The organism is Bradyrhizobium sp. B117 (assembly GCF_038969555.1).
Lineage (GTDB): Bacteria > Pseudomonadota > Alphaproteobacteria > Rhizobiales > Xanthobacteraceae > Bradyrhizobium.
The window spans coordinates 975,001-987,687 of the sequence record NZ_CP152414.1; the positions used below are offsets into that span (position 1 = coordinate 975,001).

The 12,687-nt window shown below is 65.1% G+C and carries 12 protein-coding genes (1 of these 12 only partly in view); 2 read left to right on the forward strand and 10 right to left on the reverse strand.

Translation table 11 applies throughout. The features are described from left to right. From AAFG16_RS04720 to AAFG16_RS04745, 6 genes are all read right to left on the reverse strand, one after another. Window positions 1-901, reverse strand: partial view of an ABC transporter substrate-binding protein gene (locus AAFG16_RS04720; RefSeq protein WP_283083728.1) — the 5' portion only. Its footprint begins 188 nt before the window's first position; only the first 901 of its 1,089 coding nucleotides appear in the window; the start codon lies at window positions 899-901; its stop codon lies off the left edge, out of view. A gap of 191 nt (window positions 902-1,092) precedes the next feature. Next, entirely contained in the window at window positions 1,093-2,406 is a 1,314-nt protein-coding gene (locus AAFG16_RS04725; RefSeq protein WP_342737675.1) for a Gfo/Idh/MocA family oxidoreductase, read from the reverse strand. 168 nt (window positions 2,407-2,574) lie between these two features. Further along, complete coding sequence (locus tag AAFG16_RS04730; protein WP_283083730.1) at window positions 2,575-3,375, reverse strand: phytanoyl-CoA dioxygenase family protein; 801 nt, start codon at window positions 3,373-3,375, stop codon at window positions 2,575-2,577. A gap of 140 nt (window positions 3,376-3,515) precedes the next feature. Then, window positions 3,516-4,193, reverse strand: a complete 678-nt coding sequence (locus AAFG16_RS04735; protein ID WP_342737677.1) for a GntR family transcriptional regulator — start codon at window positions 4,191-4,193, stop codon at window positions 3,516-3,518. Window positions 4,194-4,365: 172 nt separating this feature from the next. Further along, entirely contained in the window at window positions 4,366-5,616 is a 1,251-nt protein-coding gene (locus AAFG16_RS04740) for a M20/M25/M40 family metallo-hydrolase (RefSeq protein WP_342737678.1), read from the reverse strand. A gap of 83 nt (window positions 5,617-5,699) precedes the next feature. Continuing rightward, window positions 5,700-6,569, reverse strand: coding sequence for a sigma-70 family RNA polymerase sigma factor (locus AAFG16_RS04745; protein WP_342737679.1), 870 nt, complete (start codon window positions 6,567-6,569; stop codon window positions 5,700-5,702). A 100-nt stretch (window positions 6,570-6,669) separates the two neighbouring features. On the opposite strand from AAFG16_RS04745, the gene AAFG16_RS04750 reads away from it, so the two are divergent. Beyond that, window positions 6,670-7,128 carry a carboxymuconolactone decarboxylase family protein gene (locus AAFG16_RS04750; RefSeq protein ID WP_342740850.1) on the forward strand — a complete coding sequence of 153 codons (459 nt, stop codon included), beginning with the start codon at window positions 6,670-6,672 and terminating at the stop codon, window positions 7,126-7,128. Between the two features lie 173 nt (window positions 7,129-7,301). Here the strand turns inward: AAFG16_RS04750 and AAFG16_RS04755 are convergent, their stop codons facing one another. Next, window positions 7,302-8,114, reverse strand: coding sequence for an alpha/beta hydrolase (locus tag AAFG16_RS04755; RefSeq protein ID WP_342737680.1), 813 nt, complete (start codon window positions 8,112-8,114; stop codon window positions 7,302-7,304). Window positions 8,115-8,116: 2 nt separating this feature from the next. Further along, entirely contained in the window at window positions 8,117-8,935 is an 819-nt protein-coding gene (locus AAFG16_RS04760) for an alpha/beta hydrolase (protein WP_342737681.1), read from the reverse strand. Between the two features lie 142 nt (window positions 8,936-9,077). On the opposite strand from AAFG16_RS04760, the gene AAFG16_RS04765 reads away from it, so the two are divergent. Continuing rightward, complete coding sequence (locus tag AAFG16_RS04765; protein WP_342737682.1) at window positions 9,078-9,620, forward strand: methylated-DNA--[protein]-cysteine S-methyltransferase; 543 nt, start codon at window positions 9,078-9,080, stop codon at window positions 9,618-9,620. A gap of 127 nt (window positions 9,621-9,747) precedes the next feature. Here the strand turns inward: AAFG16_RS04765 and AAFG16_RS04770 are convergent, their stop codons facing one another. Then, window positions 9,748-11,292: an acyl-CoA synthetase gene (locus AAFG16_RS04770; protein WP_342737683.1), complete on the reverse strand. Its 1,545-nt coding sequence runs from the start codon at window positions 11,290-11,292 to the stop codon at window positions 9,748-9,750. A gap of 116 nt (window positions 11,293-11,408) precedes the next feature. Further along, a complete protein-coding gene (locus tag AAFG16_RS04775) occupies window positions 11,409-12,581 on the reverse strand; it encodes an acetyl-CoA C-acetyltransferase (RefSeq protein ID WP_342737684.1) in 1,173 nt (390 codons plus the stop codon). Window positions 12,582-12,687 lie beyond the last annotated feature (106 nt).

Genomic DNA, 12,687 nt, shown 5'->3' on the forward strand with positions numbered 1-12,687 from the left:
GGAAGGGTTTGAGGATCGCGCCGGCGACCAGCAGCCGCTTCAGCGCCGGCGGGTTGACCGCATCATACTTGCCCGTCACCCAGGTGAAGGTGTCGCGCGAGGCGCAGTCGATCGCGGCCTGGTAGTGCTTCGGCAACGCGTTCCACTTGTCCAGGTTCATGATGTTGTGGCCCTGGCCGGTGCCTTCCCACCAGCCCGGATAATAGTAGAACTTCGCCACCTTCACGAAGCCGAGCTTCTCGTCGTCATAGGGGCCGACCCATTCGGCGGCATCGATGGTGCCCTTCTCCAGCGCCGGATAGATGTCGCCGCCCGCGATCTGCTGCGGCACGCCGCCGACCTTGGCGATGATCGTGCCGGCGAAGCCGCCGACGCGGAATTTCAGGCCTTGCAGATCGGCCATCGACTTGATCTCCTTGCGGAACCAGCCGCCCATCTGAGCGCCGGTCGAGCCGGTCGGAATGCCGATCGCGTTGTGCTCCTTCAAGAGGGCGTTGAGCAGATCCTGTCCGCCGCCCCATTGCAGCCAGGAGATGTGCTGGCGCGTGTTGAGACCGAACGGCAGCGCCGTGCCGAAGGTGAAGGCGGGATTCTTGCCCCAGTAGTAATACAGCGCGGTGTTGCCCATCTCGACGGTGCCGTTGGACACCGCATCCAGCACCTGCAGGCCTGGGACGATCTCTCCGGACGCGAACGGCTGGATCTGGAATCTGTTGTCCGTGATCTCGGCGACGCGCTTGCAGAAATATTCGCAGCCGCCGTAGAGCGTATCGAGCGCCTTCGGCCAGCTCGCGGCGAGTCGCCATCTGACCTCCGGCATCGATTGTGCAACGGCTGGTGCGGCAACGGCACTCGCGGCAAGGCCCAATCCGCCCGCCGTCAGGAATTTACGACGTTCCATGCGCTTCCCCTCTCTCTCTCTCTGATGTCGAGTCCTCGACGAGGGATCGCGATCTTGGTGCCGCTTTGGTCTTCGCCGGGCAACCGACGTTTCGTTGTGTCCGAAATCTTGGTTTTTCCGGATCGCGATCAGGATGACCAAAGGGGGTGCGCAAAGCAAGCGCTCTTTGGTCGTGTCCCCGGCACGGCCGTTCAATGTTGCGCTGCGAACGCCGCTTCCATCGCCTTTCGAACCTTCACCGTCTCGTTGTTCGCGTCGAACTCCACGTCGCTCCAGCGCACCACCGCGCCATGCGCGACGTCACGCTTCAGCTTCACGCGATGCGCCAGGCCGATCGGCAGCGCGCCGGCCTTCAGGCTCGCCGCCGCAGGCACCAGCTTGCCCCACACCGTGTAGCCGCCTTCGCCGTCCAGCATCTCGCCGGCGCGCAAGGCACGCTTGGCGACCGCCGCGACGTCGCCGCGGAAGCCGTAGGGCTGCCCGGTCGGCTCATTGCGCAGCGCGGCCGACAGGATCGAGATGTTCAGCTCGAGCCCGATCAGGTGATAGGGCTTGTACATTGCAGCGTACCGCCCGCTGGCATCGGTCTTCAGGCCGTATTGCCTGAAACAATCCGCTGCGTAGTCGTTCGGCGCCTCCAGCACGACATAGACGCCCCAGCGCAAATCGCGAAACACCGGCCGGCCATCGCGCTCGAGCGACGAGACCACCTCCACCACGCCGGAGCGCTCCAGCACGCCGCCCTTGTCGCTGGGCCGCATGACATGCGGCAAATCGTCGACGCCGCAGGGCGGAAACAGCAGGCCGCCGGCGGGCACATCGAGCCCACAGGCGTTGGCGATCGCGGCCATCTCGATCGCCGATTTGGTGCCGTCAAGGAAGGAGTTGAACATCTGCGGATTCATGCCCGCCGACTGCGCTTCGCCGGCGGTGAGGCCGTAATGCTGCCAGACGCCGTCAGGCGTCACGTCGTGATAGGCCGGCAGATATTTTGTCCCTTTGCCCGCGGCAACGACGCGAAAGCCGGTGGCGCGGGCCCAGTCGACCATCTCCGCTGTCAGCGCCGGCTGGTCGCCATAGGCGAGCGAATAGACGACGCCGGCTTTCCGCGCTTCCTCGGCGAGCAGGGGGCCAGCCAGCACGTCGGCCTCGACATTGACCATCACGATATGCTTGCCCGCCGCGATCGCGGCGCGCGCATGTTGGATGCCGACGGCGGGATTGCCGGTCGCCTCCACCACCACATCCATCGCGCCGCCGGCAATGGCGCGGGCACCGTCATCGGTGAACACGGTCCTGGCGATGCGCTCGGCATCCCAGCCGACGGTGCGGCATGCCTCGCGCGCGCGCTCGCGGTCGAGGTCGACGATGATGGGCACCTCCAGCCCTGGCGTGTGCGGCACCTGGGCCAGAAACATCGAGCCGAACTTGCCGGCGCCGATCAGCGCGACACGAACGGGCGTGCCGGCGGACGTGCGGGCCTGGAGGAGACGGAAGAGGTTCATGAGGGAATATTTCCAGTTCTACAGAATCTCGTGAGACGCGTGTTTCTATCAGCTCGTCATGGCCGGGCTTGACCCGGCCATCCACGTCTTACTGCAAGTGATCGTGTCGAGACGTGGATGCCCGGGTCAAGCCCGGGCATGACGACTTAGGATGTTGCGCGCGCGAACCTACTCCGCCGCCTGGCGCGGCGCCCGGGCGAGCCGCAGCAGCGCATCGTCCTCCACCGTCTTGATCGGCGCAAAATCGCGATGCGCGATGTACTCCGGCCGTGTTGGTGTGCGGATGTAGTTCGAGACCGCGTTCAGCGTCAGGTACACGATCTTGCGCGGATAGGGCGTGATGTTGCCGCTCGAACCATGCACGAGATTGCCGTGGAACATCAGCATGCCGCCGGGCTTGCCGGTGGGCGCGACGATGCCGCCCTGCTTGACGAGGCGCGTCACGGTGTCCTCGTCCAGCGTCCATAGCGGGTAGGACGTGGTGGCGAGGTCGTGCGCGGCTTCGAGATCGCCGGCATTCTGGCTGCGGGGCACCAGCATCAGCGGGCCGTTGATCGGCATCACCTCGTCGAGGAAGATCGCAATGTTCATGGCACGCGGCTCCGGCATGCCGTCGTCGCGCTTCCAGGTGCCGTAATCCTGGTGCCACTGCCAGACATCGCCGGTGAAGGCCGATTTCGCGTTGATCTTGAACTGGTGCATGTAAACAGGCTCGCCGAACACCTGCTCGACCGGATCAATCATGCGCGGATGCGCGCCGAGGAGTCTGAACGCCTCGTTGTAGAGATGCGCGGCGAAGGCCGTGCGCGGCGCGCCGCTCTTCTCGCGCCAGACCTCCGGCCGGTTGGCGTCATAGATGCCGACCGCCTCGCGCGCGAGCAGGTCGACCTCCTCCTGGCTGAACAGCTCGGGGAGGAACAGCCAGCCCTCGCGGTGGAAGAACTCCAATTGCTCCTGAGACAGTTTCATGGATCGTCCTCCTGTTTGATTATTTGTTTTTTCTCTCGTCATGGCCGGGCTTGACCCGGCCATCCACGACTTTGCTCCACGTACCGAAGAACGTGGATGCCCGGGACAAGCCCGGGCATGACGGCCAGGTGCTTTTGTCGCTACGCCGCCGCCTCGTCCGTCGCTCTCAATCTCTCCTCAGTCATCCGTCCCGCCGTCTGCGCATGCGCCAGCGCCGCGCGCTCCGCGGCCTTCGCATCGCCTGCGAGAATGTGTCCGGCAATCATCGCATGCTCGGCCCAGGCGCTGCCGCGATAGTCGAGCTCGGAGAGCACCGTCGCCATCGAGCGGCGCATATGCGGCCATTGCGGCGCGATGGTCTCCTCGATCACGGGATTGCCGGCGAGCTGATAGATGGCGCGGTGAAAATCGACATCGAGCGTGATGAGCTCGGCGAGCGAGGTGTTGCGATCGATGCTCCGTCCGGCGGCTAGCGCTGCGTCCAGCCGTGCGCGTCCCGCCGCGTCGGCGCCCGCGCGCATCGCCGCGAGCCGCGCGGCCAGCGCATCGATGGCGCCGCGCACCTCGTAGAGCTGGCGGATGCGGGAGGGATCGAGCTGGGTGACTTCAAAGCCGCGCTTGCCGCTCTCGGCGACGAGCCCCTGCCGGTGTAGCAGATGCAGCGCATGCGACACCGGCTGGCGCGAGACGCCGAGCTTGTCGGCAAGCTCGTTCTGCCGGATGCGCTGGCCGGGTTGAAGCGTGCGGTCGGAGATCGCCTCCAGGATCCGGGCATAGACCTGGTCGATCAGGTTCGGAAGCGGGTCGAGAGGAATCACGCCGGCAACTCCGAAATTTAGCAAGGAATACGGAATTCCGTATTCGAAGGTATAGCGGGAGGGGGAGGGCGTCAAGCCGGCGCCTAGGGCTTCTCTAACCCATTGATATTGCTAGCCCCGTCTACTGTGCATGGGGTTGTTTTCGCTGTTATGGCCTGGCGAGGTCGGGCGCCTATTTCTTCTTGCCCTGCTCAATCAGTATCCGGCTCATCAGGTACAGCCGCGGCGCGATCGAGTTGGTGTCGATGAACTCGTCGCGGGCGTGATAGCCGAAGCCGGCGAGGCCAAAGCTCTCGACCACGACCGCCTTGCCGCTGCGGCTGGCATAGCCGGCATCGGTGCCGCCGCCGGTCATCTCGGCGATCTCGAGCTTGCGGTCGATCTCGGCATAGATCGCCTGTCCCTCCTGCGCCAGCGCGCGGCCGCGCTCGCTGGCGACGAAGGGCGGGCGCCCCGGTGTGATGGTCACCGTCGTCTCGGTGTCGGGCACGAGCTTGTTCTTCAGCTTCTCGTCGAGCGCCGCCTGCAACTTGGCGACGCCGTCGGGACTGGTGAGGCGGACGTCGGCGCCGGCCTCGGCCTTCTCCGGGATCTGGTTGCGCACGGTGCCCGCCTGCGCCGTGGTCCAGTTCAGCTGCGTGCCCGGGATCGACTTCGCGACGTCCTTCGCCTGCAGCAATTGATGCGCCAGCTCGATCAGTGCGTTGCGGCCGAGATCGGGCGCGGCACCGGCATGCGAGGCGCGGCCCTTCACTTCCATCTTCGCGGTCGCAGTGCCGCTGGCGCCTAGCAGCAGGCTCTCATTCTTCGCAACCGGCGCGGCCACCGTCGGCTCGCAGGACAGCACGACATCATGCTGGTCGGCCAGCTCCGCGATGATCTCGCCCGATCCGATCGAGCCGACTTCCTCGTCCGGATTGAACGACACTGTGAGCGTCGCGTAGTCCTGCCAGCCGGCGTCCTTCAGCATCTTGAGCGCATGCAGCACCACCGCGATGCCGCCCTTGTCGTCGGCGATGCCGGGACCGTAGATGCGGTTGCCGTCGACGTGGTACGGCTCGCTTGCGAGGATGCCGCGCTGATAGACCGTGTCCATATGCGCGATCAGCATCAGCTTCCGCGTGCCTGATCCCTTGAACGTCGCGATCACCATGTCGGCGCGGGTGCCCGCAGTGGTCTTGCGCCGCTCGGTGCTGGCGCCCAGCGCCTTCAGGCGGGCTTCGGTGAAGTCGGCCATCGTCTTCAGGCCTTCGGCGTCGCCGCTGCCGCTCTCGATCATCACCATGTCGCGCAGGGTCTCGATCAGCGGCGCCTTCTCCTGCTCGGCGGCGGCCTTCAGTTTCTCGTCGGCAGCGGCGAGCGCGGTGCCGCTGCCGGCGAGGAGGCCGAGCACGGCGAGCATGGAGACGTGGCGGGGTTTCATGAAAGCATCCTTTCGCGTCTCGAGCGCCTGCAATCGCGCGATTGGACGGAAACGTAGCATCCGCACCGTCCGGATGCCACGCTCTAGGGCTCCAGCACCTCCACATCGAGCGCCGCAATCCGCTCCGCATCGGCCAGCGCCTCGATCCCGGCAATACGGTCGCCGCCGAACGTGACGCGCAGCGCGATGCGCAGCTGGCCACTGAGGATGACCGCAACGCCCATCTCGCCATCGACCAGCGCGGTCCGTGCCGCCTGGGCACGGCCCTTGTAGATCTGAGCGACGGCATCGGCGCCGCGGACCTCCGGCAGCGCGCCGAGCCGCACCGCGGCCTGATCGGCACGGAAGACGACGCCGGGATCGAGCACGGCCAATAGCCCCTCGAAATTGCCCTCGCGCGACGCCTTGAGGAAAGCATCGACGATCTTGCGCTGATGCGACAGGTCCGCCTCGGGCACTGGCGCGCCCTGCACGCGCCGCCGCGCGCGGCTCGCCAACTGCCGCGAGGCGTCAACCGAGCGGCCGACGATCGGCGCGATCTCCTCGAACGGGACTGCGAACATGTCGTGCAGCACGAAGGCGAGCCGCTCCGCCGGCTGCAAAGTCTCGAGCACGACCAGCAGCGCCGCGCCGACGGAATCGGCCATCTCCGCCTCGCGCTCCCTGGTCTCGTCGACCGGCTCCGGCACATGCGGGCCCATCGGATCTTCCTTGCGCGACTTCCGCGCGCGCAGCATGTCGAGGCAGATGCGCGCGACCACGGTGGTCAGCCAGCCCCGGAGGTTCGCGATGTCGGATGTGTCGTAGCGGCTGACACGCAGCCAGGCCTCCTGCACGACGTCGTCGACCTCGCCGCGCGACCCCAACATGCGGTAGGCGACGGCACGCAGATGGTCCCTGTTGGCCTCGAACTGCCGCACCAGAAAATTTTCCTCGAAGCTTTCTTGGCTCATCGGTCACATTCCCTCATCGCGATCCGTCATGCCCATGACGAAGCCAATCCGGCCGATGTGACTGGAACCTTCGAAATTCGTGAAACGGAGACTCGATATGATGCACGCCCGCATGAATCACCCCGTCATGGTCCTGCCCGAAGCCATGAATGTCTTGCAGTCCCTCGGCAATTTGACCAAGCAGGGCCTGTCGGAAAAGCTTCTGGAACTGGTGCACCTGCGCGCCAGCCAGATCAATGGCTGCAGCGTCTGTGTCGACATGCATCCCAAGATGGCCCGCAAGCTGGGGGAGACCGACGAGCGCCTGTTTGCCGTGTCGGCCTGGCGCGATGCGCCTTATTTCAGCGAGGCCGAGCGCGCCGCGCTGGCGCTGACCGAAGCCGTCACGCGGCTTGCCGATCGCGAGGACCCGGTGCCGGATGCAACCTGGAACGAGGCCGCCAAGCATTTTGACGAGCGCGAGCTGGCCACGCTGATCCTCTCGATCGCGGTCATCAACGTCTGGAACCGGCTGAATGCGACGATCAAGATGCCGGTGGGTGTGTGGAAGGTGGCGTGAGGCGAGCACGGACCGGGCGCTCCCTCGCCCCGCTTGCGGGCAGAGGGTGGGGTGAGGGGGAGTCTCCGCAGCCACGGTGAGAGTTGGACTCGCGGAAGCTCCCCCTCACCCGGATCGCATCTCGCGATGCGATCCGGCCTCTCCCCGCACGCGGGGAGAGGCGAAGAGAGTGCCTACTCAGCCAAGAACCTGCTCACCACCTCGCCGAATTCCATCGGCGCCTGCTCGAACATCCAGTGGCCGGCATTGCCGATCACCGCCGTCCGCGCGCCTGCAATATGCTCTGCCAGCACGCGCCACATCACCGACAGGCTTCCCGTGGTCGCGCCGCCGCCGATCAGCAGGGTCGGCGTCTTGATCGCTTGCGCATCGCTGAGCGTGTAGGGCCGGCGCTGCTCGTTGATCTGGCCGAGGAAGGTGAGCGTGTTGTCGCGCAATTGCTGTTTTGCGGCCGCGGGCACGCGCCGCCAGGAGCCGTCGCCCTCAATACCCTCGTAGAAATTCCGCAGCGCGCCCTCGATGTCGCCGGCGCGGATCATCTCGACCGAGCGCACCGTCTTTGCGGCGAGCGGCGGATGCGCAGGCGTGCCCTCTGGCAGCGGCAGGCTGGCGTCGAGATCGCCGCCGGGCTCGGCGAGCACCAGCTTGCGCAGCAGATCAGGCCGCGCCTGCGCGACGCGAAACGCGATGTGACCGCCGCGCGAATGGCCCATCAGATCGACGGGTCCGGGCTTCACCTGCTCGATGAAGGCGATCGTGTCTGCAACATGCTGCGCCATCTTGTAATCGTCGCCGACGGCGTCCCAATGCTCGGGAAAGAAATGTCGCAGGCTGACCGCGATCACCCGATGATTCCTAGACAGCGGGCCGAGTACCGAATACCAGGTGCGGAAATCGCCGAGCGTGCCGTGCACGCAGACCAGCGGACGGCCTTCGCCGACTTCGAGATAGGCCATGTCGTAACCGTTGACGCGGAATGTCTGCATGATCAGCTCGCCAGAAAATCCAGGACCACTTCGGAGTATTTTTGCGGCGCCTGCTCGAACATCGGATGCGTCGCGTTCGGGATGATCGCCGTCCTGGAGTAGGGCACATGCGCGGCGAGCGCATGCAGCACTTTTGGCAGCAGGCCCTTGGTCCGCGCGCCCAGGATGAACAGCGTCGGCATTTTGATGGATTCCGCATCCGCCTTCGAGAAGGGCGGGCGATCGTCGCGGACCTGACCGATCAAGGTGTAAGCGTTGTCGCGCAGGTTTTGCTTCACCATGGCTGGCAGCCGCGGCCAGGTGTTGGCACCCTCCAGCGTATCCACGAAGACGGCGAGCCCGCCATCGACATCGCCCGCCGCGATCTTGTCGGCCGAGGCCGTGAAGCGCGCAAGCAGCGGCGAGGGCCCGCCGACATAGTCAGGGTCGAGGCTCGCATCGAGTTCGCCGCCGGGCTCGGCGAGGATCAGCCGCCGTAGCAGATCCGGCCGCTGCTGCGCCACGCGGAAGCAGATGTGTCCGCCGCGGGAATGACCCATCAGATCGACCGGGCCGAGATCAAGGTTCTCGATGAAGGCGATGACGTCTTGGACATGCTGGGCAATCGAATAGGTGTCGCCGACGCCGTCCCAGCGTTCCGGGAAGAAGTGCCGCAGGCTGACAGCGATCACCCGGTGTCGCTGCGTCAGTGGCCCGAGCACGCAGCCCCAGACGCGGAAGTCGTTGAGCGATCCATGCACGCAGACCAGCGGCGCGCGGCCCTTGTCTTCGCCCACGTCGAGATAGGGCATGTCGTAACCGTTGACGTGGAGGCTTTGCATTCTGGGGGGCTCGTGAGAAGAGGGCGGAACTCCTGTGCAAGATTCCCGGAAACCGGGTGGATCGCAACTATTTCCAAGCCTAGATTTGAGCACAGATCACAGTGGGGGCATGCGAGAAGGACGCAAGCTCAGGAACCAAGCCATGACCGACCAGCATTTTGCCCTGTTCGACACGAAGATAGGCCTCTGCGCCATCGCCTGGGGCCCGCGCGGCATCAACGGCACGCAGCTCCCGATGGGCGGCGAGCAGAAGATCCGGACCCGCATCAGCCAGCGCCATCCTGACGCCAGCGAAGCCGAGCCGACGACCGAGGTGCAGCAGGCGATCGACCGCATCGTCAACTTGCTCGCCGGTGAGCCCGACGATCTCACCGACATCCCGCTCGATCTCGATGGCGTGCCCGAGTTCAACCGCGGCGTCTACGAGATCGCCCGCGCCATTCCGCCCGGCAAGACCATCACCTATGGCGACATCGCAAAACAGCTCGGCGGCGTCCAGCTGTCGCGCGACGTCGGCCAGGCGCTCGGCCGCAACCCGTGCCCGATCGTCGTGCCCTGCCATCGCGTGTTGGCGGCCGGCAACAAGCCCGGCGGCTTCTCGGCGAATGGCGGGGTGGTGACCAAGCTGAAAATGCTCGAGATCGAAGGTGCGCTGGTGAACCACACGCCGAGTCTGTTCGATTGAGGGTGCGAAAGCTCGCTCGGCGTCATGGCCGGGCTTGACCCGGCCATCCACGTCTTCCTCCTCGGTAGAAGAACGTGGATGCCCGGGACAAGCCCGGGCATGACGGTGTTCGGTGCGGCCGCCTGCCCTAAATCTTCGTCGCCGTCTTCGGCCAATATCTGTCGCGCAGATGCCGCTTCACCAGCTTGCCCGTGGGCGTGCGCGGCAGCTCGGCTTCGAAGTCGATCGAGCGCGGGCACTTGATCGCGGAGAGGCGGCTCTTGCAGTAGGCGATAAGGTCGGCCTCGAGCGCCTTGCCGACGCGCTTCATGTCGTGCGGCTGCACCACTGCCTTGACCTCCTCGCCCATCTCCTCGTTCGGCACGCCGAACACGGCGACGTCGGCCACTTCGGGGTGGGTGATGAGCACGTCTTCCGTCTCCTGCGGGTAGATGTTCACCCCACCCGAGATGATCATGTAGGACTTGCGGTCGGTCAGGAACAGAAAACCGTCCTTGTCGAGATAGCCGACGTCGCCGAGCGTCGACCATCCCTTGGCGTTGTAGGCCTTCTTCGTCTTCTCGGGGTCGTTGTGATAGGTGAAGGCGGGTGCGTCGGCGAAATAGACCGTGCCGATCTCGCCGAGCGGCTGCTCCTCGTCGTTCTCGTCCAGAATCTTGATCTTGCCGACTACGGCGCGGCCGACGCTGCCGCGATGCTCCAGCCATTGCTGCGAGTTGCAGACGGTGACGCCGTTGCCCTCCGAGCCCGCGTAGTACTCGATCAGGATCGGGCCCCACCATTCGATCATCTTCGCCTTGACGTCGACCGGGCAGGGCGCGGCGGCGTGGATTGCGCCCTTCAGCGTCGAGACATTGTATTTGGTGCGGACCTCGTCCGGTAGCTTCAGCATGCGCACGAACATGGTCGGCACCAGCTGGGATTGTGTGACCTTGTATTTCTCGACCAGCTTCAAAAACTCCTCGGCATCGAAATGCTCCATGATGATCGAGGTGCCGCCGAGCACGATCGCCATCATGTTGAAGCGCAGGGGAGCGGCGTGATAGAGCGGCGCCGGCGAGAGATAAGTGCTCTCCGCGTTCATGCCGCACATGTCGGCGCAGAGCACGCGCAGGAACGCGTTCGGCTCGTCGATCTTGTTGCCCTCAAACGCCTTCTTGATGCCTTTCGGGCGGCCGGTGGTGCCCGATGAATACAGCATGTCGTAACCGGCGACTTCGTCCGCGATCGGCGTGGTCGGCTGCGCCGCGGCTTCCTTGTCGTAGGAGCGGAAGCCGGGTAGCGGCTCGTCCATCATGTAGAAGACCGGCTCGCCGGGCGCGCCCTTGACCAGGGCCTTGATCTGGTCAGCACATTTCGGCGTGGTGATCACGACCTTGGCGCCGCAATCGCCGATGATGTAGTCGATCTCGTCCTGTTTCAGATAGCGGCTGATCGCGGTGTAATAGAGCCCGCTCCGCTGCGCCGCCCAGCAGATCTCCATGAAGGCGAGGCGGTTTTCCATCAGCAGCGCGATGTGGTCGCCGGCCTTCAGGCCCAGCGAGCGGAAGAGCTGAGCGCCCTGGTTCGAGAGCTCGTCGAGCTCGCGATAGGTGATCGCCTTGCGGGTGCCGGCCATCTGGTAGGCGATCTTGTCGGGCGTGGTCCTGGCGTAGACGGAGGGGTGAGTCATGGCGTTTCCTCAAAACGCGAATGGCGAATAGCGAGTGGCGAATAGGGAAGAAGGGTAAACCGTTCTTCGCCTACTCACCATTCGCTACTCGCCATTCACTACTCGCTTTTGCTTTTTTACAGCCGTTCCACGATCGTCACGTTGGCCATGCCGCCGCCTTCGCACATGGTCTGGAGGCCATAGCGCTTGCCGCGCTGATGCAGGGCGTGGACCAGCGTCGTCATCAGCTTGGTGCCGGAGCCGCCGAGCGGGTGGCCGAGCGCGATAGCGCCGCCGTTGACGTTGAGCCTGCTAGGATCGGCGCCGGTGGTCTTGAGCCAGCCAGTCGGCACCGAGGCGAAGGCTTCGTTGACCTCGAACAGGTCGATGTCGTCGACCTTCATGCCGGCCTTCTCCAGTGCCTTCTTGGTGGCGTGCAGGGGAGCGTCGAGCATGATGACGGGATCGCCGCCGGTCATGGTCATGTGATGGATGCGCGCGAGCGGCTTCACGCCGAGCTGCTTGAGGCCGCGCTCGTTCACGACCATGACGCCGGAGGCGCCGTCGCAGATCTGGCTGGCGCTGGCCGCGGTGAGCTTGCCGTTCTCGGCGATCAGCTTGACGCCCTTGATGCCGTCGAGCGTGGCATCGAAGCGGATGCCTTCGTCGACGTGATGGGTGTCCTTGGAGCCGTCGGCGCGGGTGATCTCGAGCGGCACGATCTCCTTCTTGAAATGGCCGGCTTGCGTGGCCGCGATCGCGCGCTGGTGGCTCTGGAAGGAATATTCGTCGAGATCATCCTTCGACAGCCCGTACTTCTCGGCCATCATCTCGGCGCCGGTGAACTGGCTGAACACGATGTTCGGATATCTCGCCTCGATGCCCGGGCTCTTGTAGTGGCCAAAGCCGTTCTTGGCGGCGAGCTGCGAGGACAGGCCCATCGGCACGCGCGTCATCGATTCCACGCCGGCGGCGATCACCACATCCATCGTGCCGGACATCACGGCCTGGGCCGCAAAATGCAGCGCCTGTTGTGAGGAGCCGCACTGGCGGTCGATCGAAGTGCCCGGCACGCTTTCCGGCAGTTTCGAGGCCATGATCGCGTTGCGCGCGACGTTGTTGGACTGCTCGCCGACCTGCATCACGCAGCCCATGATCACGTCCTCGACCAGCGCGGGATCGACCCTGGTGCGGTCGACCAGCTCGTCCAGCACCTTGGCGGCGAGATCGGCCGGATGCCAGCCGGCGAGGCGGCCCCCCTTGCGCCCGCCCGCGGTCCGCGCAGCGGCGACGATGTAAGCCTCGGCCATGTCGGTCTCTCCCTGGATTCTTCTGGATTGGTTTGGTTGTCGGGGGCGGATTTAAGGGGCGGGATAAGGTTTAGTCAATCGATCAATTAACTCTTGTGATGAGGCG

Coding starts and splice junctions, on each gene's coding strand:
- AAFG16_RS04725 (WP_342737675.1), bottom strand. CDS start 2,406: ATGAACCTCTTCCGTCTCCTCCAGGCCCGCACGTCCGCCGGCACGCCC.
- AAFG16_RS04730 (WP_283083730.1), bottom strand. CDS start 3,375: ATGAAACTGTCTCAGGAGCAATTGGAGTTCTTCCACCGCGAGGGCTGG.
- AAFG16_RS04740 (WP_342737678.1), bottom strand. CDS start 5,616: ATGAAACCCCGCCACGTCTCCATGCTCGCCGTGCTCGGCCTCCTCGCC.
- AAFG16_RS04745 (WP_342737679.1), bottom strand. CDS start 6,569: ATGAGCCAAGAAAGCTTCGAGGAAAATTTTCTGGTGCGGCAGTTCGAG.
- AAFG16_RS04750 (WP_342740850.1), top strand. CDS start 6,670: ATGCACGCCCGCATGAATCACCCCGTCATGGTCCTGCCCGAAGCCATG.
- AAFG16_RS04755 (WP_342737680.1), bottom strand. CDS start 8,114: ATGCAGACATTCCGCGTCAACGGTTACGACATGGCCTATCTCGAAGTC.
- AAFG16_RS04760 (WP_342737681.1), bottom strand. CDS start 8,935: ATGCAAAGCCTCCACGTCAACGGTTACGACATGCCCTATCTCGACGTG.
- AAFG16_RS04765 (WP_342737682.1), top strand. CDS start 9,078: ATGACCGACCAGCATTTTGCCCTGTTCGACACGAAGATAGGCCTCTGC.
- AAFG16_RS04770 (WP_342737683.1), bottom strand. CDS start 11,292: ATGACTCACCCCTCCGTCTACGCCAGGACCACGCCCGACAAGATCGCC.
- AAFG16_RS04775 (WP_342737684.1), bottom strand. CDS start 12,581: ATGGCCGAGGCTTACATCGTCGCCGCTGCGCGGACCGCGGGCGGGCGC.